This is a genomic window from Lysinibacillus sp. OL1, from assembly GCF_004332175.1.
GTDB classification, from domain to species: domain Bacteria; phylum Bacillota; class Bacilli; order Bacillales_A; family Planococcaceae; genus Lysinibacillus; species Lysinibacillus capsici.
Genome location: NZ_SJDS01000001.1, coordinates 736,532 through 761,964 on the forward strand (window position 1 = coordinate 736,532; position 25,433 = coordinate 761,964).

Here is a 25,433-nt window from a genome sequence, read left to right on the forward strand (position 1 = left end):
AAGAGGATGAAAAATTTTTGGCATAGCCTCCTACTGGCATTTCAATTTTTTACGGTATTGCCAGTACATAAAGAGCTTCCGCTAACAAGGTCCACCATCACAGGCATGTTTGCTTGCTTACCGTGGATAGGTGCTTTAATGGGAACAACGGTGGCAGCTGTGCTTTATAGTCTTATGCAGTGGACAGCCAGCAGTGAAGTGATGCTAGCTTTCACTGTGATAGGGCTATTTGCTTTATGGACAGGTGGTTTGCACTTAGACGGCTTTATTGATATGGGCGATGCCTATTTTTCCTATCGAGATCGAGAAAAACGATTGGAGATTTTAGATGACCCCCGTGTGGGAGCGTTCGGAGTATTGGCTGTGGTGTTTTTATTAATGGGGAAATTTGTTATTCTACATGAGCTTTTAGTGCAGCAGAAATTCGACTTGTGGATGGTACTATTCGTTCCATTTCTAACAAGGGTGGGCATGAGCTTTTATTTTATGTCACTCCATTGCTCAAAGGAAAAAGGTCTTGCTTATTTTTTTAAGTCTCATATGAATGCTAATCGATTAAAAGTGTTCATGCTGTTATCGCTCGTATTGGCGATGACGGTTGTTTTTATCAGCACGCAGTTCTTACTTCTTCCTGTTGTCCTAGTCGTCGTTTTAGCCATTGCACTTTTTATTTTTCGACAATTTACGTTGCGTAATTTTGGTGGAGTATCTGGCGATTTACTGGGTGCCTCCATTGAAGGGATGGAGGTTGTGCTATGGGTGACATTGTTACTGTGTGCTTAATACGGCATGCGCCTACTAAAGAGAATCTTGAAAAGCGTTACCTTGGGTGGACGGACGTACCATTAGCAGATACAGCCAAGCTTGTTGTTGTGGATGCATTGGTTAAAAAGGTATATGGCAGTGATCTACAGCGCTGTCGACAAACGGCTGCTCATTATTTTCCCAATGCTAGCTATCAGGCAGAGGCATCCCTTCGAGAGACGAACTTTGGTGCATTCGAAGGGAAAACCTATGAGGAGCTAAAAATGGATGCTCACTATCGGGCATGGATAGATGATCCAATCCGTACACCCCCTCCACAAGGTGAGGCATTCGATGATTTTATGAAACGTGTTGTAGATGGATTTCATTATTTACCGAAAAATGAGGATAGCTATTATTTAGTGGTTCATGGTGGGGTTATTCGTGCCTTACTTGTTGCCTTTGCGCCAACAGAACAGCCCTTTTGGTCCTATCAAGTGCCACATGATAAACAATTTGTTTTAACATTTACAAGAAAGGCTTGGGAGGAGGGAGCACGATGCATGTCTTTATCGGAGGTGCCTATAACGGCAAAACCGACTATGTGAGGCGCTTGTATGAACCGCAACAGATGGTGATGATTGCTGGTGAACTACCTGAGGTAGCGCCCGCCTGTGATGTCCTTGTCCTAAAGAACTTAGAAAAATGGCTTGTGACACAAAACTTGGAGGAAGATGAACAAATCGTACAAAAGGTGCTAGCCACATTACAAGAGCTTGAACAGCATTGTACACTCGCACTTATTGTGACGGATATGGGGCGTGGGGTTGTGCCAATGGAAAAACAAGCCCGACAGCTACGTGATACCTGTGGTCGTCTATATCAAGCTTTGTTCAAGGAAGCGGAGCAAGTTGTACGGATTTGGTATGGAATTGCTGAGCCATTGAAGTAAAGTAGACATTCAACAGAAAAGAGGGAATGAAATGGAACGACAAAAATTAAGAAAATTGATTTTGACGGCGATGGTAGCGGCCATCTGTGCAGTAGGAGCAATGATTAAGGTACCAGCGTTTATTTCAACGGCTGCACTGGATTCGGCTCCTGCCTTTTTAGGTGTTGTCTTTCTATCCCCCATCTTAGCAGGGGTTGCTGGATTAATCGGCCATTTTATTACAGCATTAACAGCTGGATTCCCCCTAGGACCTTTACATATTATTATTGCGGTAGAAATGTTGATTGTTGTATGGGTCTTCGGGGTGATGCATAAAAAAGGCATGCACTTTTGGAAATGGCCAGTTGCCTTAGTATTAAATGGTATTGTTGCGCCACTACCATTTTATTTTATTATTAGTCCAGCATTTTTCTGGGGTGCTTTAGGTAGTATTCTAATGGCAACGGTGATCAATTTAATCATTGTTGCGGTAGTAATGCCCGTCCTATCAAAGGTTTTTGTGCGTAAGGAAGGTCGTGTACAGTGAGAAATGCGATGAAAGTAGGGGCATTCGTTGCGACCATGGATAATGCCGCAGCCATTGGACAAAAACCACAAGATGTTGTGTCGGCATCAGACCAATTGACAGCCTATATGACAGCCCGTGTAACGTTTTTAGAACAGCTTGCTGCACAGGCACTACCTATTCAAGTTCTACTTGCGAATTTTTCTGGAGACGCTGCATGGTCTCGCTATGAAAAAGGTATACAGCAAGTGTTTGCAGAGGCAGGTCTTACATGCCCAGCCATTACGGGGAGTACGGAATCCAATATGCCCACATTGCAGTCAGGCTTAGCTGTTACAATGCTTGGAGAAATTCAGCAGCAGCGTCGAGCATTTGACCACGATCAGCTTAGCTGGTACACCTATGGCCTGCCGTTTGTGGGTGAAGAGGTGTTGGCACAGCCTGAAGATGTGGCGCAGTTGCTGCCTGTTTTCAAGGCATGGCAGTCAGAAATTGTTCAGCAAGTATGGCCAGTCGGATCAAGGGGGCTGCAAGGAGAATTTGCCCGTCTGTTTGGGGAGCGACATGTGGAATGCGCCCTTGATGGTGCAAAATCAGCAGGCCCCTGTACGGTCATTTTGCTAGGCATTGCTCCAGACAATGAATCACAGGCACAAAAAATTTTCCTGCGAAATTTTGAGAAACTACGCATTTCTGAAAAGTGATGGGGCTTGTTTTGGGCAAATGATCGTTTCTTGGGACAGGGCCAGATAATCCAGAGCGAGTGTTATTTTACTTCTGTAGTATCCTTGCTCTGGGTAGTTCCTTACATATTAACAGGATGACGCTGAATCTAAAGTAGCTGGCTGTTGCTTGTAAAGGAAAAGGCCTGCTCTGAAAGGGGAGGAAGTCGCTCTTAAGGAGAGCAAAGAGGCCGCTCCAAAGAAGGATAACCCCGCTCCAAAGTAGAACTTCGCTCTAAAAAGTCACCACCCTCCAAAATCTGCTTAGAAATTAGATTTTTTCTCCTTATGAAGACACTACACCACAATCAAACCACTCCAATAATATTACGAGACCCGAAAAATTATTTATCAAATGGGAATGATTTTCAGTTATAATAAGGAACGAATGGGATTTAAATAGAACGGAGACGAATGTATGCAGGCAGTTAAACAATTAGGGCAGTATTTGGGGCCTTATAAATTTTTCACGCTGATTGCACCGTTATTGATGGTGCTAGAGGTGACGATGGATTTAATTCAGCCGACCATCATGCAACATATGATCGATACGGGGATTGCCAATGGGGATAATCGTTACGTATTGAATATGTTTGTGTGGATGCTTGGCAGTGCAGTGCTCGGACTTATTGGTGGGGTTGGTTGCTCGTATTATAGCTCGAAGGCGGCGATTCATTTTGCCTCGGATATTCGACAGGCTCTTTATGAGAAGATGATGACTTACTCAGCCAAGGAGCGAGATGCTTTTACAACGGGGAAGCTGATTACGATTTTAACGAGTGATGTGGAAAGTATTCAGCGTGCCTTTATGATGACGCTGCGTATTTTTGTGCGTGGGCCCTTGCTCTTTATCGGCGCAGTGATTATTGTGTTTGTCACAGCACGTGAGCTTTTTTCCATATTGCTCATTATCGTACCATTGTTGGTTATAGCGATGTATTTTTTTACGAAGTATTCGGGTGTATTGTATCGTCGTGTTCAGGAGGCCATTGATGCCGTCAATACGAAGCTACAGGAAAATTTGGCGGGTATTCGTGTAGTTAAAGCCTTTCGCCGTGAAACACAGCAGGTAGCACAGTTTGGAGAATTAAATGAGGCGTTGACGAAACGTTTTATTACAGCTGAGCAAATTGTCGGCGTGCTTGTACCCTTTACGATGTTTGTTGTCAATCTAGGGATTGTAGCCGCGCTTTGGCTTGGAGCCATTAAGGTAGACGCTGGTACGCTGCAAGTGGGCGTTATTCTTGCATTCATCAATTATTTAACGATTATTTTAAATGGACTGATGTCCTCTAGTATGGTGCTGATGCAGATAGCGCGAGCCTTGCCTTCAGGAGAACGCATTGTGGACGTGTTAAACAAAGAGATTGCTGTTAAGGAAGCGGAACATGCGCTGACCGATCCAATAAAAGGGGCCATTGACTTTGATCAGGTGAGCTATCGTTACTATGAAACAGCTGAGGATGTCCTCAAAAAGATTTCATTTTCGGTGAAACCAGGGCAAACGGTCGGTATTATTGGGAAAACAGGTAGTGGTAAATCGACGCTGGTGAAGCTATTACCTCGCTTATTTGATCCCTCTGGTGGCGCAATCCGCATAGACGGAAAACCGCTAAAATCCTACTCACTCGCAACCCTACGTGAGCATATCGGATTTACCTCACAGAAAGCATTATTGTTCTCAGGACCGATTGAAAGAAATATTCGTCTCGGTAAGGATGATGCTACAGCTGAGGACATACAGCAGGCATTAGAGGCGGCCTGCGCCAGTGAATTTGTAGAGCGACTTGATAGGGGTTTAGCACATGAATTATCACAGGGTGCTACGAATCTTTCGGGTGGGCAGAAGCAGCGCCTTGCATTAAGTCGTGCGTTTATTCGAAAGCCTGCTATTTTGGTGTTGGATGATACAACGTCAGCGCTCGATAGTGCATCAGAACAACAAGTGCAGCGAGCTATTGCCACCTATTATCAAGACACAACGACCTTCATCGTAGCGTCGAAAATTGCCTCCATTCAGCAGGCAGATGTTATTTTGGTACTAGAGGATGGCGACATTGTTGGGCAAGGAACCCATCAGCAGCTTCTACAATCAAATGCGCATTATCAAGCAATTTATGCGTCACAGCAAAAGGCTGGTGAACAAGGATGAGTCAAGGTCAACCAAAGCAAATGAATTTTGGACGTGGACCGCGTACGGGAGGACCAGCTGAGAAGGCGAAAAATCAAAGGGAGACATTGTCACGTGTGTGGCATTATGTCAAGCAACAAAAAATAGGGCTGTTTTTCTCTATCTTTTTTGTCATTGCCTCGACCTTTTTAAGCCTTGCGGGGCCCTACATGATTGGGCATATTATTGATGATTATATTATGAAAAAGGATATCGACGGAACGATTCGTTTAGGCATCCTATTGGCCGTTATTTTTTCAGTAGCCTCTATTCTGACATGGCTGCAAACCTATGTCATGATTCATGTGGCGATGAAAACCATTCGGACATTGCGTCTTGAATTATTTCAAAAGCTTCAAACACTGACATTACGCTTCTTTGATCGGCGTGCACTTGGGGATTTAATGAGCCGTGTGACCAACGATATTGATAATTTAAATACAGCACTTGCGCAAAGTGTTACGCAAATCGTGTCGTCCATTTTAACTGTAATCGGTGTCAGTATCGCCATGTTTACATTAAGCTGGCAATTAGCAATCGTGACATTGATTATTATTCCGCTGATCGTTTTCACAACCAAGCAAATCATTAAACGCAGCAGTAAAAATTATGCAGCACGACAACGGGATCTTGGGAAGCTCAACGGCTATATTGAGGAAATGATTACAGGTTCGGAGGTACTTACGCTTTTTGGCAAGGAGCAGCAAACGATTGATACGTTCCATCAGCAAAACGAAAATCTACGAAACTCTGCCCAACGAGCAGAAATTACCTCTGGCTTACTAGGTCCGATTAATAACTTTATGAATAATTTAGGCCTTGCTGTCGTCATCGGAACAGGTGCCTTTTTAGCAGTAAAGAGTATTATTACAGTGGGGATTATTGCCGCCTTTGTGACCTATACACGGCAATTTTTCCGTCCGCTTAATCAGCTATCTAATCTATTAAACACCTTCCAGTCTGCTATTGCTGGGGCAGAGCGTGTTTTTGAGATACTAGATGAACCCTCAGAGGTAGCCGACAAGCCTAATGCGATCAAGACGGCATCGCTCAAGGGGGATGTTGTTTTCAAGCAAGTATCATTTAGCTATGGGCCAAATAAGCCTGTGTTAAAAAACATTGACTTCCATGCCAAGGCAGGAGAAACTTTTGCTCTTGTTGGCCCAACAGGCTCAGGCAAAACAACGATTATCAATTTATTAACACGTTTTTATGACGTCGATCAAGGTGAGATTTTAATTGATGGGCATAATATTGAACACTATCAGATGGCGACGATTCGCCAAAGAGTTGGTGTGGTTTTACAGGACACCTATTTGTTCTCGGGAACGATTCGTGAAAATATTCGCTTTGGTAAGCTAGATGCGACAGATGAAGAGGTTGTGGAAGCGGCAAAAATTGCGAATGCCCATCATTTTATCAAATATTTACCTGCCCAATACGAAACACCCGTGCAGGCAGGAGGAGCCAATTTAAGTCAGGGGCAGCGTCAGCTTATTGCGATCGCCCGTGCGATATTAGAGAATGCAGATATTTTAATTTTGGATGAAGCGACATCTAGCGTGGATACCCAAACAGAGGTCGATATTCAAAAAGGCTTACAGCATTTAATGCAGGGACGCACAAGCTTTGTCATTGCCCATCGTCTGAAAACAATCGAAAATGCCGATCAAATCCTCGTGATTCAGCAGGGAGAAATTGTCGAGCAGGGCAATCACCAAGAGCTGATGCAGCAGCAGGGGATCTATCGTCATCTTCAACAAAAACTATTGTTAGAGCAGGTAGAATAGGGAATAATAAAGGTACATCTTCCAGAGGGCGAGGGATTGACATGTATGAATTAAAGACCAAAGAAACCGATGTAAGTGTCATTGAATTTATTGAAAGTGTAGACCATCCAAAAAAGCGAGAAGACGCCTATCGATTATTGGACATTTTTACAGAGGTCACAGGCTATGAAGCCAAAATGTGGGGACCGAGTATTATAGGCTTTGGTAAATATCATTACAAATATCAAACAGGCCATGAAGGGGATGCCCCACTAGCTGCTTATTCCCCTCGCAAAGCGAAAATTAGCTTATATTTTGCTCCAGGGGATGAACGAGAGCAACTATTACAACAATTTGGTAAACACACAACAGGAAAAGCCTGCGTTTATATTAATAAGCTAGCGGATGTGAATGAAGACATCTTAAAAGCCCTTATACAACAAACGATCGATTTTTTACGAAAAACCTATCCAGATGCTTAATCAAGAGAGCTGCCTATTAGTTAGGTAGCTTTTTTGTATGAAATTTATCTATTTTCTCCAAAAGTTTAGTAGAAATTTATTTTTACCGTGTATCCTTGCAAGTATCAACGAAAAGAGGAGATACGTATGAAAAAGAAAGCAAAGAAAATGATTGTCTATATGGGGGCATTGATTGTGCTTGGAATGGTGATAATTTGTATTTATCACTATAGCTTAATACAGAAGGAGTCAGCTATTTTACAACCTAACGGCACATTAAACAATGTAGATGGTCAAAATTTCCATGTTTATCAGGAGGGGGCTGGCGAGGATACATATATTTTTATGGCTGGCTCAGGTATCGCAGCACCCGTATATGAGCTAAAAGGGCTGTATCGTAAGTTTTCACAGCATCATCAAATTGCAGTAGTGGATCGAGCTGGCTATGGCTATAGCGACGTAGCCCATGATGATAGAGGAATCGATACGATTTTAGCGCAAACACGACAGGCACTTCTGCAAAGTGGGCTTAAACCGCCATATGTCCTTGTGCCACATTCCATTTCAGGGCTAGAGGCCATTTACTGGGCTCAAAAATACCCAGAGGAAGTAAAGGGCATCATCGCGCTAGACATTGGCCTACCTAGTCAATATGTAAAGCATAAAATGGGGACGGTCGATCGTTGGATGGTGAGAGGCATGCACCTCGCTACTAAACTCGGCTTACATCGACTTTTGCCAACACAGGTCTATAATCCGCAAGTACTTCAACTGTCGTTTTTAACAGCACAGGAAAAGGAAATCTATCAGGCGTTGTCCTTTAAACAATTTTTTAATGAAGATATGCAAAATGAGCTGTTGCAGGTCTACGAAAATAGTTTACAATCAGAACAGCTCAAAAAGCCGCAAGACACGCCTATCTTACTGATTGATGCGATTGCGGAAGAAAATAAACATTCGAAATATACGAAGCAAAATCGGCAGGATTATGCTGACTTTGCAAAGCAATTCACTTATGCACAGGTGAAAGAGGTCAGTGGGACACATAGTATTTATCTCTATCAGCCAGATGAAATCTATCAACTGGCAATGGAATTTATGAAAACAACGGGTGATGAGAAAGGTCGATAAGTATGAAAGGTTTTAGAATCTTAATTATAGAAGACGATCACATGATTGGTGATCTACTGCAAAAAATAGTGCAGCATGAGGGCTATGAGGCAATCTGGAAAACAGATGGCAAGGATATGATGGCGCTGATTCAGCAGGTGGATTTAGTCATAATGGATATTATGCTGCCAGGAGAGGATGGCTATCAATTAAGCAAAAATATTAAACGTTTAGGCTTAAATATTCCAATCATTTTTCTATCGGCACGTAATGATATTGAAAGTAAGCTAGAGGGGTTGATGGTCGGAGAGGATTACCTGACAAAGCCATTTGATCCGCGAGAGCTGTTGCTAAGAATGCAAAAAATGCTAGCACAACAGTATGGTACACTTACGCAAATTCAGCATTTATTGATCGATGGGGAGCGCCGTCAAGTATTTCATCATAGTATCCATGATGAAATCGCCCTGACAGCAATTGAGCGAAAAATTTTCTTTTATTTATTTGACAATCGTGACCGAGTATTAACAAAGGAACATTTTTTTGATTATCTTTGGCCGCTCGATGAACGCAATCATAATATTTTGAATGTCCATATTAAAAAAATTCGAACAAAGCTACAAGACCCAGCAGGTACTATTGTGCAAAATATTTATGGAGAAGGGTATCGTTTAAATACCTATAATAAAAAATGACCTTAAAAACAAAATACCGTACTTTGTTATTTGTAGCCATTGGGAGTGTGCCTGTTGTACTATTAGGCATTAGTGTGGCCATGTCAATTTTGTATGACAAGGCCTTTAAAATGAAAAATGACGGCATCCCGTTTCATGAGTCCTATGCCTATCCTGTGATGCTGATTACGTTTGTGCTAGCGTTAGGAATGCTCGCATGGCTATTTTCCACATCGATTCATTCGTTACTATCCAAAATTACACTACTTAATAAAACGATACGAGAACTAGCAAGTAATGAGCGAATACCTGACACTTTAACGATAAAAAGTGAGGATGAAATTGGACAGCTTAGCCAATCTGTCAATCTTTTAATTGAGCGTACAACTTACCGAGAATTAGAGCTTGCCCAGCAGCAGGAGCTTCAAAAAGAGCTGCTACAAAAGTTGCGACATGACATTCATACGCCGTTAACGGCTATCCGTTTGCAGCTGTTTTATCTAGAGGATCAGCTACAGGGGCAGCCCAAATTGGTGGAATCCTTACATGCACAAATTCACTATATCACGAATTTAACTAATGCATTTCAGTTACAGTCCTTTGATACGAGTGAACAGTCCTATGTCATGCAGGAGGAGGTTCAACTTGTCCCATTGTTACAAATGATGATAAAGAAGTGGCAGTATCTATATCGCATGCAGAATATTACGCTGCATTTTCAGCACGATGATTTACAAGCAACTTGGCTTAGCAATGAATTGTGGCTACAGCGTTTATTCGATAATGTCTTTCAAAATACATTAAAGCATGCCCAAGCATCTAAGCTAGAGGTGACGATTAAGGACGGGCAAGTTGTCATGTGTGATGATGGTATTGGCTTTACGACCGAAGATGAGCATGGCGGACTTGGGCTTAAAATCATTCAGGATATTGCTAAAACATTGAATATCGAAGCTTCCTTACAATCAAACAAAAATGGCACGACCTTCTACTTTACACACGAATAAAAAACAACGGCAGCCTTTGCCGTTGTTTTTTCTTTTACACTGATTTTCGTTGCTGTAGTAAGAACAGGGCAAGTCCTAGTAAAATGACCACAATACCGATCCCCTGTTGAACGGAAATCATCTCATCTAAAATAAAATAAGCTAATATACATGTGCCGATTGTTTCGCCTAAAATACTCATGGAAATCACCGTTGTACTTAACCATTTCAATAGCCAATTAAAAATGGTTTGCCCGAAAATCGTTGCAATGACAGCCAGCCCTACAAGGGACCACCAGGTGGAGGCTGAATAATCAAAAAACGATTCTTTCATAAAGAGGGCATAAACGGCTAAAAAGATCGAGCTACTGCCATAGCCGATAATAGAATAGGGAATGAGCGATAAATCCTTGCGCACTGATTGCCCAATAAAAAAGTAGGCTGTAATAATACCTGCCGCAATAAAGGCAAGAATATCGCCATAAAGGGCTTGTCCACTAATCTGGAAATCTTGCCAGCCAATAATGAAGCAGCCGATGATCGCTACGAAGCAGCCAACAATCGCTCCTTTTGAAAATCGCTCTTTAAATAAAAAATAGCTGCCTACTAAAGAGAATAGTGGCTGAAGTGTCACAATGACGGTTGAACTAGCCACAGATGTGTAGTTTAATGATTCAAACCATAACACATAATGACAGGACAAAAATAAGCCTGATAAAATGCCGAGTCCCCATTGTTTTTTCGAGAGACTTGTAAGCTCCTGCCGCAAGCTCTTCTGTGCCAATAAAAATGGAAGAAGTACTAGCATCGCAAAAAATAGTCGATAAAAGGCTGTAATCGCTGGTGGTGCATCAGCTAGCTTAACAAAGATTGCTGAGGTAGATAATGCAAATACTGCAAAAAATAACGAGATGTAATAAAACATGATGTACTCCTAAGCATTTACAAGATTAATAATGACAAACCTATTATAGTGTAGTCCGCATGAATAATATAGGGTTTTTAGAATATTAGCACAAAATAGGTTTATGGAGCTAATTCTGCTCAAGCAAGGATTCAATGACCTGTTTTAATTGCAGAATGAAGGGCTGCTTACTGTCATCTTTTTTATAGATATAAACTGTTTCGATCGCACTGTGAAGCCCATCTAAATCATAAAAATACAGGTCGGGACAAGGATAAAGTGCTAGTAATTTGGTATTTAATACAGCCAATGTATGCTCGATTTCAAGAAAATCTAAAATACTACTAACTGATTTAATTTCCTTCATCGTAAAAGGTACCTGCTTGTCAGTGAGCCATTGTGCTAATGCATGGGTATACATGCAGCCCTTACTTAACACAAGCAATGTGACAGGTGTTCGTTGTTCAAAGTCGATGATATGAGCGGAGCTTGAGATAACTTCAAACGTCTCTGTGGCTAGTACATCATAGTGTAGATCGCTATAATGCTTGATTGGATTACTTGTCAATGCACAATCTATTTCCGCCAGATGGACTTTGTGATTTAAGGCTGTACTTGATTCCACAGTGAAATCAACATCTATCGGACTTCGACTAGTTTGCAGTGCGTTCATGATGGATGGTCCATATATTTTAATGGTTGTATGAGATGTACCAACCAAAATGCTCGTTTGTGTAGGGCCGATGGTATGTAAAAAGTCTTCATACTGCTCGGCAACTTTCTTTAAAAACTGTAAATAATGTAGACCTACCTCTGTCAGCTTTAAGCCTTGGGGTGTTCGTTTAAAGACGTCCTGCCCAATTTCACGCTCCATTTTTTTCACCTTTGCTGTTAAGGCAGATTGTGTATAATTGGTGATTTCAGCTGATTTACTCAAGTTTTGCCTCTCTAAAAGCTCCATTTTTAAGGCAATTTCTTCAATGTTCATGTTGTTCCTCACATACCTATAGATTTTTTTAATAGCCGCTATCATTTTCCTCCATTTTACGTACGCGAGCTGTCCACGTACACTCTAGATAATGAAAAGGTAGACTGCAAAAGCAGTAACCTGATGGAGGGTTTTTATGCATACATATTATCGATGGGTCATCTTGCTTGTGGCTACGCTTTCGCAAACAGCCGCAACCTTTGTGACCTACGGAATGGGGCCAGTTGCCTCTTTTTATCAAATGGAATGGCACTTAACGTCCTTCCAGACAGGGCTAATTGTTTCAGCCGTCAATATAGGGCCAATTTTCTCCATGCTGCTATTTGGTTATCTCATGGATAAAAAGGGAGAAAAGCAGATTATTGGATGGGGCTCGATACTACTAGGCATGTCAGCCTTATTGCTAATACCCGTGAATCATTATACGACATTGCTTCTCGTATTAATAGTTGTGGGGATATGGTATGGCAGTGCGCAAACAGGTGGCAGTACTGCTATTGTGAAATGGTTTCCTAACAAGCATCGAGGACTGGCTATTGGGATACGCCAAACAGGTATTCCGATTGGTGGTGCATTGGCTTCCACTTTGCTGACCTATTTGTATCAACATCATCATCTATCCTCTGTCCATTTAGCACAGGGCTTGATGGCGATTGGTGGGGGACTATTATTTTTATTGCTGTACAAAGAACCAAAACAGCATGACTCCGCTACGGCACCTCTCATTCCTTTTAAAGAGAAGATGCGTGCTATTCGGCACAATCGAGCGCTCTATCCTTTATTTTTTGTGGGCATGGTCATGATGTCCCTCCAAATGATTATCATTGCTCACTTTATGAGCTATTTACATCATGAAGGTGGGTATACATTAACCGAGGCGGGGCGCTATTTAAGTCTGATTTTATTTGGTGGGATGTTTGGGAGAATTGTACTTGCTTGGATGAGTGATCATTATTTCGCTCTAAAACGAGAGCCATTATTAGTGCTCGTCATGCTCGCTACATTCCTGATGGTTGGCTTTTTGCCCTTTGTCATACATAGCAAGGGCCTCATGATTTTATTTTGCAGTCTATTTGGGTTTTTAGCGCTTGGCTGGTATTCCATATATATCACTTGTGTCACGGAGCAATCCGATTCGCAAGCAGTAGGACTAACTGTTAGTGCAGCGTTAACGATTAATCAGTTCTTTATTGTCTTGGCACCAACGGTTTATGGTTTATTAGTTACTGTTTTTTCCAGCTATCAGCTCGCTTTGGATGTTATCGCTGTGATGGTTATACTGGGGGCATTTCACTTATACAGAACATCCCAAGGTAGTCTAACTTCTGAAAGTTCGGTAAAATAATGGAAAAGAGGAAATGGAGGTTGCGACGAATGACCAGTTCGATTTGGATTGAGGCAAAGATAGATAAAGTATGGCAGGCGATTACAGAGGAGCAATCCCTCTCCCGATGGTACGCACCAGGCTCCATATGGGACATCCCTATACTAACAGCTGGAGAAAAGATGACATTTACCTTAATGCCAAATGCGCATAACCAGCTTTCTGAAAAACTGCCGATGGAGCTAACGATTCAGCAAGTGAAGAAAAATGAGGAATTTTCCTTCTATCTAGAAGTTCCTGAAACATTGATTGCTATTACGCTAGCCCAACAGGGTAATGGCACTACGGTGAGCTTTAATTCGTCAGGCTATGATGCCTCTCTTGCGAATTTAAAGGCATTGCTGGAGGGGCATGACATTCCTTATCAGTAAGCCTCTCTACGTCTTAGGTCTTAGATGAATTTCGAGCGGAGGGTCGTATTTTAATTTCCTCCCTTCTATATAATGAAATTATTGGTAGATTATACGGTGGGAGGAAATAATAGTGAAAAAATTAGTGGGTTTAGGTGTCGTGATAGGCACGTCAGCATTGGTATTATCGGGGTGCTTTTCCTTTATTCCAAATAAAATGCGAGAGGAAGCCATTTTGGTGGAAAAGGATAAAGCGAAAGCATTAGAGGTAGACATTGATTTAGGTGTTGGCGAAATGAATGTATCGAGTGGTGCAAAGGAATGGGTTGAGGGCAACGCAGAATATAATGTAAAAAAGCTAGCCCCTCAGGTAGACTATGATCTACATGGCGATACAGGAGAAGTGGAAATCAAGCATAAGGGCTCAACGAAGCTGGGGCTCTCCAATATTAAAAACACATGGGCGATTCAACTGAACGACAGCATCCCCATGGATCTAAATGTGGAAACGGGTGCCTCTCTTGCCAATCTTGATTTACAGGGTCTTCAGCTGGAAAAGCTCGATATTGAAGCGGGTGTCGGTGATCTAACGGTTAATCTAGGTGGCGACTGGAAAAAGAGCTTTACAACGACTATTGAAACAGGTGTCGGTCAAACAACCGTTATTTTACCTTCAAAGGTTGGCGTGAAATTAACGACAGAAAAAGGCATTGGCTCGTCTAATGTGGAGGGCCTTATATCAAAAGGGAATGGTGTCTATGTCAACGAAGCTTACGACAAGGCGGATGTCGTGCTAGAGGTCAATTCGGAATTGGGCATCGGGGAAATTACCTTTAAGTTAGATCGATAGAAAATGGAGTAGGCTACTTTCATTGAAGTAGTCTCTTTTTGTATGGCCAAAAAAATAAATAAAAGTGAAACCTTTTGCTTGGATAAAAGACTCTAAGTATGGAAGGAGGGGAAACAAGCATGGAACATGATTTATCTATCGTTAAACAAGCGATTGCGGGGCAGAAGGAAGCCTTTGAACAGCTACTTGTGCTAGAGGAAGAAAAACTATATTACACGGCGTTATCGTATGTTGGTCAAAAAGAGGATGCGCTAGATGCTATTCAAGAAGCGGCATGTAAAGCCTATTTAACCGTTCATCAACTAAAAAATCCAGCATTTTTCTCGACATGGCTGTTCCGCATTTTAATTCATGAATGCTATCGTTTGCTGAAAAAGGGCAAGAAAATGATTCCCTATGAGGAGAGGGAATTATTAGAGCGGTTGCATGATCAGGAGCAGGTCATAGGGAATCCTATTGATTTAGCAGAAGCTATCCAACAATTAAACCATTCCCAGCAGATGGCGCTCCTTTTATTTTATTATCACGATTTACCTATTAAAGAAATTTCAGACATGATGAAAAAGCCTGAGAACACCATCAAAACCTATTTGCATCGTGGTAAAAAACAGCTAAAACGACAATTAGAAAGGAGTGCAATGTTCAATGAAAAAGTCAGTGACCCTACCTGAATTTCCACGGGATGAGGTACGAGCAGCGATTGCACAAGGTATTCAACAAGCACAAGGTAAACCAATTCAAATGAAAAGAAGAAGCAAGCGTAAACCATTCGTATTTATTGCCAGTACTGTTGCCGTTTTTAGTTTAACCATTGGCACAGCCTATGTATCACCAACATTTGCGAGCACATTGTCCAAGCTACCAATTATCGGTTCCGTATTCAATGACTCAGGCTTGCCTGGGCTAAAACAAGCCAGTGAACAGGGACTAACCAAAGCTGTTGGCGAAACACAAACCATCAATGGGATTTCGGTCACAGTAGATGAGGTGCTTTATGATGATTCTCGTATAACGGTTGGGGTAACGATGCAATCTGAGCAGGAATTGAGTGAACTATATTTTGGAGCAGGCTTGGAATTTACCATTAATGGCGCCCAACCAACTGTCAGCTCAGGTAGCTATTCTGAACAGAGGTTAAGTCCTACGGTTCGGACAGGTATTGCGACGTTTGATGTCAAACAGGTTGAGGAAATGCCAGATTTCTTTCAATTGGGCTTAATATTAGCAGGCGAAAAGGGAGAAAAATGGACGTTTTCGACCCCGATTGAAAAGATTACAGAGATTGTCCATGTTCCTGTGAATCATCGACAGCAGTTTGAAGGCATTGAGCTTGATATATCCAACATCTCCTTCAGTCCATCGGGGATCTCCCTTGACTATGAAGCAAAGATGAATGGAATCCTCGATAACCCACCAGCATCTATAGAATTTTTCATAACAGATGGGCAAGGCAGGGAGATCGCCTCTCATTCGGGCGGTGGAAAAGCGCAATTTGATGATGGGGTGTGGAAATTAAGCAGCACGAAAGCCTTTGATCCAATAGCACAACACGTTGGAAAATTAACCATTACGCCTTATGTTGCTATTCCAACAGGGGGTGGGAGCGTTCAAATAGATGCTGATGGCAAAGAAACACATCTTCCATTCAATCCATCAGCCTATAAAGAAGTGAACTTCCAACCATTTACAGTAGAAGTACCCGTACAATAATAGGAGCGTCAAATACATCCTTTGTATTTGACGCTTATTTTATGGTAGTTTTAAGAAAGCAATGTTTCAAAGGAGCGAATAGATTGAAGACCTATACATACAAGCAACCAGCGGCCATCGAGTCAACAGAGGCCGTTAAAATTTTAAATGAAGCGGGGGAGGTATCGTCCACCGTTCAACGCGTGTATTCCAATGCACTAAAAAAAGCATTCGATAAAACGATGGACTATCGTTATTTCGTTCGTTTTGATGTTCACGATCGCAATGGTCAGCCGCTTTTTACGTGTAAAAAAGTATCCCGTCGCGGGCGCGTGCATTTCCGTGGCAAGGATTTGGTAACAGGTAAAGACTATATGATTGCCTATGATGGCTGGCAAATTATGATTCCTGATTTAGTTATTACCGATGGCGAACAGCAGATCAAGCTCAACAAAGAAATGGAGGACTGGTCTGTTTTTACTGTGAATGAGCAGCCTATCGCACGCTGGCAAGCGACTTTCTGCGAGACGCATTTTAACATTACACTACAAATTGAAGACAGCAGTCCCATTCAGCAGGAAGCCTTTTTTATTGCCATCGGACAGGCAGTGCTGTTTGTTGGGGCTTAAATAAAGGTAGATGGAAGAAAGGGCTTGATGAAATGCTAAACATATTACCAGCAAAAGAGATTTATTTACAGGGAAATGAGCATGCCCTACTGCTTTTACATTCCTTTACAAGTCATACAAGAGATATGAAGACAGTAGCCACTGCACTACATAACCAAGGCTATACTTGCTATGCGCCGCTATATCGTGGACATGGCACTCATCCAGAACAGTTATTACACTATCAGGTAGACGACTGGTGGCAGGATGTAGTGAATGCTCATCAATTTTTATTGGATGAAGGCTATCAAAAGATTTCGGTCATCGGTCTATCCATCGGGGGAATTTTCGCATTGAAGCTTGCTCAATTAGAAAGGCTCGAGCAAATCATTGTCTTATCTGTGCCGTTTGATAAGGAGCCAGAGCAATTAAAACAAAGGATTATGGACTATGCCCATAATTACAAAACAATAGAGGGCAAGCCACCACTTCAAATCGCTCAGGAAATGGAGCCATTTGAGAACATGCCATTACATGCAATGAACGTATTCCAAACATTTATCCAAGCAACGATGGAACAGCTTGATAGAATTATCATTCCTATCGCTATCTACTATGGTGAAAAAGACGATGCCTTATACACGCAAAGTGCTGAAACGATCTATCAGCACGTTCATTCATCTAGAAAGCAGAAGAAAGGCTTTGGAAATTCTAAGCATCTCATGACATTAGGACGAGATCAAGAGGCTATCATAAAGGAAATGATAGAATTTCTTCAAATTTAGGGAGAATTTCATTTTATAAAAGGAGTGGGGGTGCTCCGCTTCAAAGAGGGGTAAAAGCGCTCGCTCAAGAGAGAGCCCCGATTCTAAAAAAACAGCCACCTCTAACCATAGAGGGGCTGTTTTACTTATATTTCCAATATCTCGTTCGCATTTGTCTGCTCATCCAGTAGCCTTGGAGGGTAAAGACAATGAGGGTTGACCCTAGGAAGGCGAGACTTGTGAGGCCCAATGTTAGAAAGTCATAGGACATTGGAGAGCCTTCATCAATGAAGGCTACCATTCTCGTTAAGACGAACCCCAGAAATGTCCCGACCATGAGACCATAAAGGACGAACGATAGGACTTGTGTCAGTATGAGCTTCATCAGCCCATTTGGTGACAGACCAATTAATCGTTGGATGGCATAGTCACTGCGTTTTGTATAAATGGTATGCAGTAATGTTTGGAGGACACCAAGCCCCGTGGCAGCTATTAAAATAACAAAGACGCCAACAAATAAGCTCCACCGTTGGAAGAACATTTCATTGGATTGTGCTAATATGGTCGCTTTATCTGTCAACTTCAGGGCTGGCCAGCGCTGTCCCAAGAATGACAGCTCCACCAATGCCTGCTCTGGGTGGGATGTTTCGACCATAATGTCTTCGATAATTGGGTGATCCTGTGCCGTGAGGAATGATGACCAATCAACGATTAAATCAGCACGGTGAATAGGTGTATCAGTAATTCCTATAATTTGTAACTCACCAGTAGGTATATCCTGCTGGGCCGTAAAATCATAGGTACCCATCGTTACACGATCACCCACTGCCAAATGATAATGCTCGGCAAAGCCCTTTGTCACGACAAGGCCATTTTGTAAATTTCCTTCCTCAATTTGAGGCAACTTCTTTAATTGCATAAATTTCTTAATATCAATGGTTGTATAGTTCTCTGGTAGCCATTCATCACCGAGTTGTAGAGCAATATACGCATTATTACTTTGTGTATACGCGTACTGTACGCTTGGCAATGCTTCTATTTCCTCTATAATTGCAGGCGTGATCGTTGGATCATTTAATTCATTATTGATTTTTATGGCTGTTTCGTATTGTGATTCTGTGTAGGCAAGGTCATTGTGTTGTAAGGTTTTCATTAATGAACTTCCAAAGGTTAAAATAACCATTAATCCTATCATGCTGAGCACCACGGGTATATTTTTGCGTACTTGCGGCATGAGCTGCTGGCATGCTAAATAGGCTTCCTTGCCAAGTACCCTTCGAATCGGCTTTAAAGCCAGATGAAGGATGGCTGTAAATAGATAGGGGATTAGTAACAGTAAAATCCCACATACAAGTAGTGTTCCGAGTAAAATAAACAGGGCACCTTGATCGCTTCCTGTCCCAGCTAAATAGGCTTGTAAAAAGAAGAAGGTAGCTGTCACACCTACAATACTGACAATAATTGTTTTCCATTTTGTCCAACGTAGCTGTAAATTTTCATTATCTGTCGCGATTTGTAATGGCAGTAGTCGAGAGCTTTTCGCTACTTGCCATTTTGTCATCACTTGAAGAATGATGAAGCTGGAAAGGGCAATTAAAAGAATAAACACAATAGGAAGCTCTGTTTTAGCTTCGGGTAAATGCAAAAAGCTAATTAATTGTGGTAGCCAGCTTTTTATTACCACAAGGCTCAGCGTTGTTCCAAGCGTAACGCCAAAGCTAATGATCAGTGATAGTTGGAGCTTGACTATATGTCCAACCTGTTTCACGGATGCCCCGAGAGCCCGTAAAATCATGAGCTGCTCTTTGATTTTATAGAATAATAGCTGGAATGTGGACAGCAATAGGACACTTGAAATGAGTAAAATAAAAACAGATAGTACAATCATAAAAACCATTAAGCTCTGTAAATTTCTTTTAATGACATCGTAATCACTCATAACATCAACACGTAATGTTTCATCCAGTTGTTTGATTTCTGCGCCTACTGCCTTGGCACGCCCCTCATCAGTTTTAATGAGCGCAAATATGCCTGCCGTTTGTGGCTGACTGTTGTTCATCCATGCCTTAACTACGTCATTCGCTAAGAGGATGATATTAGGACTGTCAGTGCCTTTCATCGTCGGTAAAATTTCTTGCACGATAAAATCCTTTGATTGAATATGAATGGAGTCCCCAACTCGTTTGTTGAAAAGACGGGCAACATTTTCCGAAAGAATGGCATCATTCGGTCCAAGATTGACCGCAAAATGGTAGCGACTTTTCACAAGGTCATCATTTTCGACGCCAACGGTATAAAATGCGGTGTACTTTTCATGTTCAACGATTGTGTGAGCTATCGATAAGCGGGACACTTGTGTGACGCCGGCTAGAGTAGAAAGCTCCTCTATTTGATTTGTCGTCAACAATTTTTGCTGATCGGGATTATAACCAACCATTAAATCCATTTCCCCATACAACGCTTGGATGTCTGCCTTCATCTGGCTATTCGCATTCCAAATGTAGACGGTCATCGTCATCACCAGGCAAATTGAGATCGTAATAATACTAATACTCGTTAGGACATTTGCCCAAGCGGCACGAAAAAGCTTGAGGGCAATATTACGCATCGTAAACATTAGCGATCCCCCCTCGTTATTTCCTTGAATTTCATTAGAATACAATCTAAATCCTCTTCATTTTGTCGGTTTTGATAGGAATCCACAATCGCCCCATCATGGAAGAACAATACCCGATTGGCATAGGTAGCCACATAGGGGTCATGTGTGACAAGTAATATCGTTTGCTGGTTCTTTTTTTGCAGAGCAACAAGCAGTTCTAAAATTTCATCTGTTGTATGAACATCCAAAGCCCCAGTTGGCTCATCTGCCAGTAAAATAGGAGGATTGGCAATAATCGCTCGCGCAATGGCGACACGTTGCTTCTGTCCACCAGAAAGCTCATGTGGTCGATGCTTTGCCCAAGCAGCGATGTTTAAGGTTTCCATCATGTGCTGCACACGCATCTTAATCTCCTTGCTAGGAATATCATTTAAAATAAGGGGAAGTGCAATATTATCCTCGACGGTTAAATCCTTTAGCAGATGAAAGGATTGGAAGATAAAGCCGATATTTTCTTTTCGGAATTGCGATGCTTTTGGCTCTTGATAAATAGCCTGCGCTTCCTTGCCAAATAAAAATAATGCGCCATCTGTTGGCTCATCAATGGCACTGATCATATTCAGAAGAGTACTTTTACCAGAGCCGCTTGTCCCCATAATCGCCACCATTTCTCCTTGATAAATGGTGCAATGGATATTTTTCAAGGCATTCACAGTATGATGCTTTTGCTGATAAATTTTGGACATCCCTTCAACACGTAGCACCTCTGTTAAACGTCCTTCAGGGATGGGTATTGCATTAATGACTTCTTTCAGCGGATTGAACCCACTCATCGAGATATGCCCCCTTTAATTGTTGTCGTAATGCATGCAAGCCACGGCGAATATGTGTTTTCACGGTACCTTCAGGGCATTGCAAAATCGCCGCAATATCCTTGACAGAGTAGTCTTGATAAAATCGTAGTAATAGCACCGTTTTGTACTTTTCCTCAAGCCTGCAAAGAGCCTGCCATAAATCCAGCTCTTCTTCGATGTATGTAGGAGATGCACTTGTTAAATCCTCGAAAGTTTGTGGTTCAACAGGCATAACTGTTTTTTTCTTCGCAATATAGGTTTTACAGCATTTTATCATAATGCGGGTAAGCCAAGTGGCAAAATAGTGAGGCTCCTTTAATTGCGGTAGCCCCTCATAGGCTCGAATAATGGTTTGCTGAAAAACTTCTACGGCATCGTTTTCATTTTGTACGTAGACATAGGCCATTCGGTAAAGCTTATGCTGCTCCTGCTCAATGAGCTGATAAAACGCCTGCTCATCACCTTGTTGGGCTAAGGCTACAAGAGTTTGTTGGGTGCTCGTAATGAAAATCGCCTCCTTTTCGACCATTAGACTCAGCAAGTCATCATTTCGATTCAAGTTTTTTATTTTTATTGAGAAACGTCATAAGCATACCCATTTAATAGAAGGTTATCAATTTACTGCTATAATGATAGTGGCTTCATCAAAAAAAGGAGTGAGTTTATGAGCAGAAAGCCTATTTATGTCGAGATAGACATTCAGGCTCCTATAGAGAAAGCATGGGATTATACACAAAATCCACATCTGCATGAGCAATGGGATTTACGTTTTACATCGATTACATATATGCCGAAAAAAGCACCCGAGGAGCCACAGCGTTTTACCTATGAAACGAAGGTAATGCCAGGCTTACAGGTAAGCGGCTGGGGAGAAAGCAAGGGGGAGCATCATAAAGAAAATGGCACGCGAACATCCTCACTGCATTTTGGTACGCCTCAAAAGCGCTCACCCATAGCGGAGGGAAAAGGCTATTGGCAATATATCCCGCATCAACAGGGGCTGACATTTCTGACCCAATATGATTATGATACACGCTATGGCAAGCTTGGCGTATTCTTTGATTTATTTTTTCGTCCATTAATGGGGTGGGCGACGGCACTCAGCTTTGATGTTTTAAAAAGATGGCTAGAAAAAGGAGAAAATCCTACCGCACAGTATAGACGATTCTTTTTAACAATGCTTCTGTGTCTATTCTTTTGCTTTGTCTGGTTCTATCATGGTCTTGTACCGAAGATCATCCATTTGCATCCGCAGGAATTAAAGATGACCGCTTCATTACTAAACCATGCAGATCCGCTAGTTATGTGGATAGGGGTTGCGGAAATTCTCTTTGCTTTTTGTTGGCTTTACCCGCGAGGAAAACGCTGGCTCTTTGGCATGCAAATCATCGTTTTTCCGCTCTTGACGATAGCTGCTATTGTTGCGGACCCGACAAGTGTACAAGCACCCTTTAATCCACTTACCTTTAATAGTGCTTTATGGGTGTTGTCGATTGTCGGATTTAGCTTAAGTAAGGATGTACCGAGTGCTAAAAGTTGTAAAAGAAAGCGAGGATAACAAGGATGACGATCTATCAAACATTATTAGGGGATGATTTTGCAAGACTTCATCCGATGCTACAACAGCGTTATGCGTTACCAATTGATGAACCATTTTTTGCTAAGGGTGTGATGCATCAAATAAAATCTGGTGCTAAATGGATGTGTCCCTTCTATACACTGGCTGCGAAAACGCGATTTCTGTTCCCAGAGTCAGGGGAGGATATCCCCTTTACTATTTCGAATACATGCAGAGCCCTGCCAAGTGGGGAACTAGACGTGCTATGGGAGCGCACCTTTTATTTCCCGCAGAAAACAAGGCATTTTGATGCAAGGATGACCATTGATCCAATCCAAAAAATTGTGAAAGATTATTTAGGCACACCCGCTCTTTTTTATTCCGATTTGCACTTTACGGTGACACGAGCGGGGACATTGGTCATTCGTTCAGGTAAGCAGCGCTTTGTCCTCTCGCGTTTCGAATGCCCGATGCCTAGACTGTTAGAGGGTCGAGTCATTGTAGAGGAAGGCTTTGATGAATCGAAAAATGTCTTTACCATTCATGTCTCCATCCATAATCCATTCATAGGGAGGCTCATGATGTATGCTGGTGAATTTACGCGACAATCGAAGTAATTTCATTTTTTTACTAGGGATTTTGTTCACGGTGATGTGCTTTGTGCTTAGTGGGCAACCCAATTACTTATGGTTACTAACCGTTGCTCAACTAGTTTTCGTTCCCACCATGGTATCAATGGTTGTGGATGTTCAGAAAGTCGGCACAGCCATTATTTTAGGGATGATGCTAGCCGTTACACTGCTGCATTGGTCGACGGATGGCGTTTTGGTTAATGTTTTGGCAGGCATGTATGTACTGTATACCTTCTATATCGCCATGCAAGGCGTGAAAAGATTTTTACAACGAGGTTTTACAAATATTGCGGAGTTTGCTATCGACATGGGGCTTTTCTACCTAGCCCTCGGTGGTCTGTGGTTTTTCGCCTATGTCACCAACATGGAAACTGGTTTTTCACCATTAATCACGTGGTTAACGGCCATTCACTTTCATTATTCGGCTTGTTTATTACCCATTTCAGTCGGACTTTTAGGTCGATTACATGATAGTAGCGGCTATCGTGTGATGGTGATGATGTTGCTGGCAGGGCCAATCCTTGTTGCGATAGGTATTGCCTTTTCCATTCTCATCGAAATCATCGCAGTCGTTCTTTATATTTTCGCCATTTACGGCTTGTTTTTCGTAGCGCTCAAAACAAAGCTTCCGTTTGGACAGGGGCTATTGCTGAGGACTTCCTATGGAGCGCTCTGTCTGACGATTCTTGGATCTTGTCTGTATGTTTACAGTCGTGTCAGCGGAAACGTTTCCATCGGCATTCCAGAAATGCTTCAATTCCATGGTGTGATCAATGGTGTTTTCTTTGGGGGGATAGGGGTCATCGCCTGGCTAATGGCTGTCCCCCCAACAACACAGCGTCCGTTTGAGTTCCCTGTAAGCCAAATTCGCGGGAAGCTATATCATGAGAATATACCACACCCTGGCTTGGTCGATGCCTTACAGGATTTTGTCGATACTACAAAGCTACCGCCTGTCATTCCACATTTTTATGAGTATACGATGACCTATCGGCTGCTTTCGACGGTGCAATGGAAGGCTTGGTTTCGACCTTTTGCCTTTCTGTACCAAGGAATGAGCCGTTTGCTCCAACAGCTCAATTTACCCTTTTCCAGTAAGCAAGTTGAGATGACGGGTAGCATTGTTCAGGTCGATTCTGCACGAGATAGCCGTCCGTCTCCACGTGCATGGATTCGGACAATTCATCAGCAAACCGTTTTTGTCGCGATTTATTCGAAGCACACAAGCGACGAAACGACCTATATGAATATAGCCTTACCACTCCCGTTCTCAACAATGGTTGGCATTTTGTATGCCTATGAAGAAAATGGTCAGCTACACCTAACAAGTCGCCATGATGGAGATGCAGGAATTTATTTGGCGATAGGAAAAAATGTGATGAGGCTACCCCTACAGGAGCATTTTCAAATTTCTGCGGTAGATGACAAGACATTGTCAGCACACCATCAGATGACGTTATTTGGTATTCCATTCCTACAAATTGATTATCATATTAAAAGAAATGCATAGATTGGCAGGAATTTCTTCAACCGAACGAGAAGGTCCTATTATAGAGACAAATATCAAGGAGTGATGGATGGCTTGCGTTTAACAAAAGGAATTTCTGGTTTCGATGCAGCGCATTTAATTCAGCAGGACATGCGCATGTTTCAGTCGATGGTGTACCATTTAGTGACAAGTGAACAACGAGCGAAAGTACGGCAATTTATCGATCAAGCGCCCTTTGTCTATATGCAGGCAGTAATTGAAATCGATGGAGAAACACTGACAATTCTTCATCATCGTTTGATGCCGTACATCGCCTTTGCCAAGCAGGAGGAGAGTAGCTTTACCTTTTTATCCAAGTCTCACCTGCATAAATACTTTCCTATGCGAAAATGCTTGGAAGCGGAAACACTTACAACATTACTAACAAAAGATGAGGCGTTCCATAGCCTATCTGCTATAGAATGGAAATACGTTACTTATTTTAATAGCCAAACCATTGGCGATGTAATGTTCAATGGCTGGGATTAAGTGTAGTACTAAAGGCGCACGATAAAAGATGCTATAAAAAACATTATATTGACCAAGTTATTTCTGGAAATATAGCAAAAATTCCTAAAACCGCTAATCTTCCTAATTAAATGGTAGATTTTTAAGGATGGAATAGATTAGGA

At 42.0% G+C, this 25,433-nt stretch carries 27 protein-coding genes; 22 read left to right on the forward strand and 5 right to left on the reverse strand.

Features of this window, described 5'->3' with window-relative positions:
• Positions 1–6 precede the first annotated feature (6 nt).
• The 11 genes from cobS to EW028_RS03800 all read left to right on the forward strand — a co-directional run bounded on the left by cobS (position 7) and on the right by EW028_RS03800 (position 10,114).
• A complete protein-coding gene (cobS, locus tag EW028_RS03750; protein ID WP_131519925.1) occupies positions 7–783 on the forward strand; it encodes an adenosylcobinamide-GDP ribazoletransferase in 777 nt (258 codons plus the stop codon).
• Positions 756–1,352, forward strand: coding sequence for a histidine phosphatase family protein (locus tag EW028_RS03755; protein WP_131519926.1), 597 nt, complete (start codon positions 756–758; stop codon positions 1,350–1,352). Before cobS ends, EW028_RS03755 begins: the two co-directional genes overlap by 28 nt.
• Positions 1,304–1,696: a bifunctional adenosylcobinamide kinase/adenosylcobinamide-phosphate guanylyltransferase gene (locus tag EW028_RS03760; RefSeq protein ID WP_131519927.1), complete on the forward strand. Its 393-nt coding sequence runs from the start codon at positions 1,304–1,306 to the stop codon at positions 1,694–1,696. The genes EW028_RS03755 and EW028_RS03760 overlap by 49 nt, the downstream gene beginning before the upstream one ends.
• A 31-nt stretch (positions 1,697–1,727) precedes the next feature.
• Positions 1,728–2,222, forward strand: coding sequence for an ECF transporter S component (locus EW028_RS03765; protein ID WP_131519928.1), 495 nt, complete (start codon positions 1,728–1,730; stop codon positions 2,220–2,222).
• A complete protein-coding gene (locus EW028_RS03770) occupies positions 2,219–2,905 on the forward strand; it encodes a hypothetical protein (protein WP_227744845.1) in 687 nt (228 codons plus the stop codon). The genes EW028_RS03765 and EW028_RS03770 overlap by 4 nt, the downstream gene beginning before the upstream one ends.
• Before the next feature lie 436 nt (positions 2,906–3,341).
• Positions 3,342–5,075, forward strand: a complete 1,734-nt coding sequence (locus EW028_RS03775; RefSeq protein ID WP_131519929.1) for an ABC transporter ATP-binding protein — start codon at positions 3,342–3,344, stop codon at positions 5,073–5,075.
• Complete coding sequence (locus EW028_RS03780; RefSeq protein WP_131519930.1) at positions 5,072–6,883, forward strand: ABC transporter ATP-binding protein; 1,812 nt, start codon at positions 5,072–5,074, stop codon at positions 6,881–6,883. The genes EW028_RS03775 and EW028_RS03780 overlap by 4 nt, the downstream gene beginning before the upstream one ends.
• A 41-nt stretch (positions 6,884–6,924) precedes the next feature.
• On the forward strand, positions 6,925–7,344 hold the full coding sequence (locus EW028_RS03785; protein ID WP_004228761.1) for a DUF1801 domain-containing protein: 420 nt from the start codon (positions 6,925–6,927) through the stop codon (positions 7,342–7,344).
• Positions 7,345–7,470: 126 nt separating this feature from the next.
• On the forward strand, positions 7,471–8,454 hold the full coding sequence (locus EW028_RS03790) for an alpha/beta hydrolase (protein ID WP_131519931.1): 984 nt from the start codon (positions 7,471–7,473) through the stop codon (positions 8,452–8,454).
• Between the two features lie 2 nt (positions 8,455–8,456).
• Positions 8,457–9,128, forward strand: a complete 672-nt coding sequence (locus tag EW028_RS03795; RefSeq protein WP_131519932.1) for a response regulator transcription factor — start codon at positions 8,457–8,459, stop codon at positions 9,126–9,128.
• Positions 9,125–10,114 (forward strand): sensor histidine kinase, encoded by a 990-nt coding sequence (locus EW028_RS03800; RefSeq protein WP_131519933.1) that lies wholly within the window; start codon positions 9,125–9,127, stop codon positions 10,112–10,114. The genes EW028_RS03795 and EW028_RS03800 overlap by 4 nt, the downstream gene beginning before the upstream one ends.
• 34 nt (positions 10,115–10,148) lie before the next feature.
• Here the strand turns inward: EW028_RS03800 and EW028_RS03805 are convergent, their stop codons facing one another.
• Together EW028_RS03805 and EW028_RS03810 are read right to left on the reverse strand one after the other, a co-directional pair.
• A complete protein-coding gene (locus EW028_RS03805) occupies positions 10,149–11,018 on the reverse strand; it encodes a DMT family transporter (RefSeq protein WP_131519934.1) in 870 nt (289 codons plus the stop codon).
• A gap of 109 nt (positions 11,019–11,127) precedes the next feature.
• Complete coding sequence (locus EW028_RS03810; protein ID WP_131519935.1) at positions 11,128–11,985, reverse strand: LysR family transcriptional regulator; 858 nt, start codon at positions 11,983–11,985, stop codon at positions 11,128–11,130.
• Positions 11,986–12,121: 136 nt separating this feature from the next.
• Between EW028_RS03810 and EW028_RS03815 the strand changes: the two genes are divergently transcribed.
• From EW028_RS03815 to EW028_RS03845, 7 genes are all read left to right on the forward strand, one after another.
• Complete coding sequence (locus EW028_RS03815; RefSeq protein WP_131519936.1) at positions 12,122–13,330, forward strand: MFS transporter; 1,209 nt, start codon at positions 12,122–12,124, stop codon at positions 13,328–13,330.
• Positions 13,331–13,359: 29 nt separating this feature from the next.
• A complete protein-coding gene (locus tag EW028_RS03820) occupies positions 13,360–13,740 on the forward strand; it encodes an SRPBCC domain-containing protein (protein WP_048390658.1) in 381 nt (126 codons plus the stop codon).
• A gap of 112 nt (positions 13,741–13,852) precedes the next feature.
• The gene (locus EW028_RS03825) at positions 13,853–14,569 is read left to right on the forward strand and encodes a toast rack family protein (RefSeq protein ID WP_131519937.1); all 717 of its coding nucleotides are present in this window, start codon (positions 13,853–13,855) and stop codon (positions 14,567–14,569) included.
• A gap of 119 nt (positions 14,570–14,688) precedes the next feature.
• Positions 14,689–15,240, forward strand: a complete 552-nt coding sequence (locus EW028_RS03830) for a sigma-70 family RNA polymerase sigma factor (protein WP_131519938.1) — start codon at positions 14,689–14,691, stop codon at positions 15,238–15,240.
• Positions 15,215–16,279, forward strand: coding sequence for a DUF4179 domain-containing protein (locus tag EW028_RS03835; RefSeq protein WP_131519939.1), 1,065 nt, complete (start codon positions 15,215–15,217; stop codon positions 16,277–16,279). Before EW028_RS03830 ends, EW028_RS03835 begins: the two co-directional genes overlap by 26 nt.
• An 83-nt stretch (positions 16,280–16,362) precedes the next feature.
• Positions 16,363–16,887 (forward strand): tubby C-terminal domain-like protein, encoded by a 525-nt coding sequence (locus tag EW028_RS03840; protein ID WP_048390662.1) that lies wholly within the window; start codon positions 16,363–16,365, stop codon positions 16,885–16,887.
• A 32-nt stretch (positions 16,888–16,919) separates the two neighbouring features.
• Positions 16,920–17,651 carry an alpha/beta hydrolase gene (locus EW028_RS03845; RefSeq protein ID WP_131519940.1) on the forward strand — a complete coding sequence of 244 codons (732 nt, stop codon included), beginning with the start codon at positions 16,920–16,922 and terminating at the stop codon, positions 17,649–17,651.
• Positions 17,652–17,772: 121 nt separating this feature from the next.
• Here the strand turns inward: EW028_RS03845 and EW028_RS03850 are convergent, their stop codons facing one another.
• From EW028_RS03850 to EW028_RS03860, 3 genes are read right to left on the reverse strand one after another with little or no spacing between them, the layout of a single operon-like run.
• A complete protein-coding gene (locus tag EW028_RS03850; RefSeq protein WP_131519941.1) occupies positions 17,773–20,247 on the reverse strand; it encodes an ABC transporter permease in 2,475 nt (824 codons plus the stop codon).
• Entirely contained in the window at positions 20,247–20,975 is a 729-nt protein-coding gene (locus EW028_RS03855; protein WP_371824167.1) for an ABC transporter ATP-binding protein, read from the reverse strand. The genes EW028_RS03850 and EW028_RS03855 overlap by 1 nt, the downstream gene beginning before the upstream one ends.
• Before the next feature lie 52 nt (positions 20,976–21,027).
• Entirely contained in the window at positions 21,028–21,612 is a 585-nt protein-coding gene (locus EW028_RS03860) for a sigma-70 family RNA polymerase sigma factor (RefSeq protein WP_131520024.1), read from the reverse strand.
• Between the two features lie 135 nt (positions 21,613–21,747).
• Between EW028_RS03860 and EW028_RS03865 the strand changes: the two genes are divergently transcribed.
• The 4 genes from EW028_RS03865 (at position 21,748) to EW028_RS03880 (ending at position 25,290) form a co-directional block, all read left to right on the forward strand.
• On the forward strand, positions 21,748–22,641 hold the full coding sequence (locus EW028_RS03865; protein WP_131519943.1) for a DoxX-like family protein: 894 nt from the start codon (positions 21,748–21,750) through the stop codon (positions 22,639–22,641).
• 5 nt (positions 22,642–22,646) lie between these two features.
• Positions 22,647–23,258 (forward strand): DUF4166 domain-containing protein, encoded by a 612-nt coding sequence (locus tag EW028_RS03870; RefSeq protein ID WP_131519944.1) that lies wholly within the window; start codon positions 22,647–22,649, stop codon positions 23,256–23,258.
• Positions 23,227–24,783: a YndJ family protein gene (locus EW028_RS03875; RefSeq protein WP_131519945.1), complete on the forward strand. Its 1,557-nt coding sequence runs from the start codon at positions 23,227–23,229 to the stop codon at positions 24,781–24,783. Before EW028_RS03870 ends, EW028_RS03875 begins: the two co-directional genes overlap by 32 nt.
• 63 nt (positions 24,784–24,846) lie before the next feature.
• On the forward strand, positions 24,847–25,290 hold the full coding sequence (locus EW028_RS03880; protein ID WP_131519946.1) for a hypothetical protein: 444 nt from the start codon (positions 24,847–24,849) through the stop codon (positions 25,288–25,290).
• The last annotated feature ends 143 nt before the right edge of the window (positions 25,291–25,433 follow it).

Bases quoted from the DNA above. Each gene is read 5' to 3' on its own strand.
- cobS (WP_131519925.1), top strand. From the start codon at position 7: ATGAAAAATTTTTGGCATAGCCTCCTACTGGCATTTCAATTTTTTACG.
- EW028_RS03755 (WP_131519926.1), top strand. From the start codon at position 756: ATGGGTGACATTGTTACTGTGTGCTTAATACGGCATGCGCCTACTAAA.
- EW028_RS03760 (WP_131519927.1), top strand. From the start codon at position 1,304: ATGCATGTCTTTATCGGAGGTGCCTATAACGGCAAAACCGACTATGTG.
- EW028_RS03765 (WP_131519928.1), top strand. From the start codon at position 1,728: ATGGAACGACAAAAATTAAGAAAATTGATTTTGACGGCGATGGTAGCG.
- EW028_RS03775 (WP_131519929.1), top strand. From the start codon at position 3,342: ATGCAGGCAGTTAAACAATTAGGGCAGTATTTGGGGCCTTATAAATTT.
- EW028_RS03780 (WP_131519930.1), top strand. From the start codon at position 5,072: ATGAGTCAAGGTCAACCAAAGCAAATGAATTTTGGACGTGGACCGCGT.
- EW028_RS03785 (WP_004228761.1), top strand. From the start codon at position 6,925: ATGTATGAATTAAAGACCAAAGAAACCGATGTAAGTGTCATTGAATTT.
- EW028_RS03790 (WP_131519931.1), top strand. From the start codon at position 7,471: ATGAAAAAGAAAGCAAAGAAAATGATTGTCTATATGGGGGCATTGATT.
- EW028_RS03795 (WP_131519932.1), top strand. From the start codon at position 8,457: ATGAAAGGTTTTAGAATCTTAATTATAGAAGACGATCACATGATTGGT.
- EW028_RS03800 (WP_131519933.1), top strand. From the start codon at position 9,125: ATGACCTTAAAAACAAAATACCGTACTTTGTTATTTGTAGCCATTGGG.
- EW028_RS03805 (WP_131519934.1), bottom strand. From the start codon at position 11,018: ATGTTTTATTACATCTCGTTATTTTTTGCAGTATTTGCATTATCTACC.
- EW028_RS03810 (WP_131519935.1), bottom strand. From the start codon at position 11,985: ATGAACATTGAAGAAATTGCCTTAAAAATGGAGCTTTTAGAGAGGCAA.
- EW028_RS03815 (WP_131519936.1), top strand. From the start codon at position 12,122: ATGCATACATATTATCGATGGGTCATCTTGCTTGTGGCTACGCTTTCG.
- EW028_RS03820 (WP_048390658.1), top strand. From the start codon at position 13,360: ATGACCAGTTCGATTTGGATTGAGGCAAAGATAGATAAAGTATGGCAG.
- EW028_RS03830 (WP_131519938.1), top strand. From the start codon at position 14,689: ATGGAACATGATTTATCTATCGTTAAACAAGCGATTGCGGGGCAGAAG.
- EW028_RS03835 (WP_131519939.1), top strand. From the start codon at position 15,215: ATGAAAAAGTCAGTGACCCTACCTGAATTTCCACGGGATGAGGTACGA.
- EW028_RS03845 (WP_131519940.1), top strand. From the start codon at position 16,920: ATGCTAAACATATTACCAGCAAAAGAGATTTATTTACAGGGAAATGAG.
- EW028_RS03850 (WP_131519941.1), bottom strand. From the start codon at position 20,247: ATGTTTACGATGCGTAATATTGCCCTCAAGCTTTTTCGTGCCGCTTGG.
- EW028_RS03855 (WP_371824167.1), bottom strand. From the start codon at position 20,975: ATGTCCAAAATTTATCAGCAAAAGCATCATACTGTGAATGCCTTGAAA.
- EW028_RS03860 (WP_131520024.1), bottom strand. From the start codon at position 21,612: ATGGTCGAAAAGGAGGCGATTTTCATTACGAGCACCCAACAAACTCTT.
- EW028_RS03865 (WP_131519943.1), top strand. From the start codon at position 21,748: ATGAGCAGAAAGCCTATTTATGTCGAGATAGACATTCAGGCTCCTATA.
- EW028_RS03870 (WP_131519944.1), top strand. From the start codon at position 22,647: ATGACGATCTATCAAACATTATTAGGGGATGATTTTGCAAGACTTCAT.
- EW028_RS03875 (WP_131519945.1), top strand. From the start codon at position 23,227: ATGCTGGTGAATTTACGCGACAATCGAAGTAATTTCATTTTTTTACTA.
- EW028_RS03880 (WP_131519946.1), top strand. From the start codon at position 24,847: ATGGATGGCTTGCGTTTAACAAAAGGAATTTCTGGTTTCGATGCAGCG.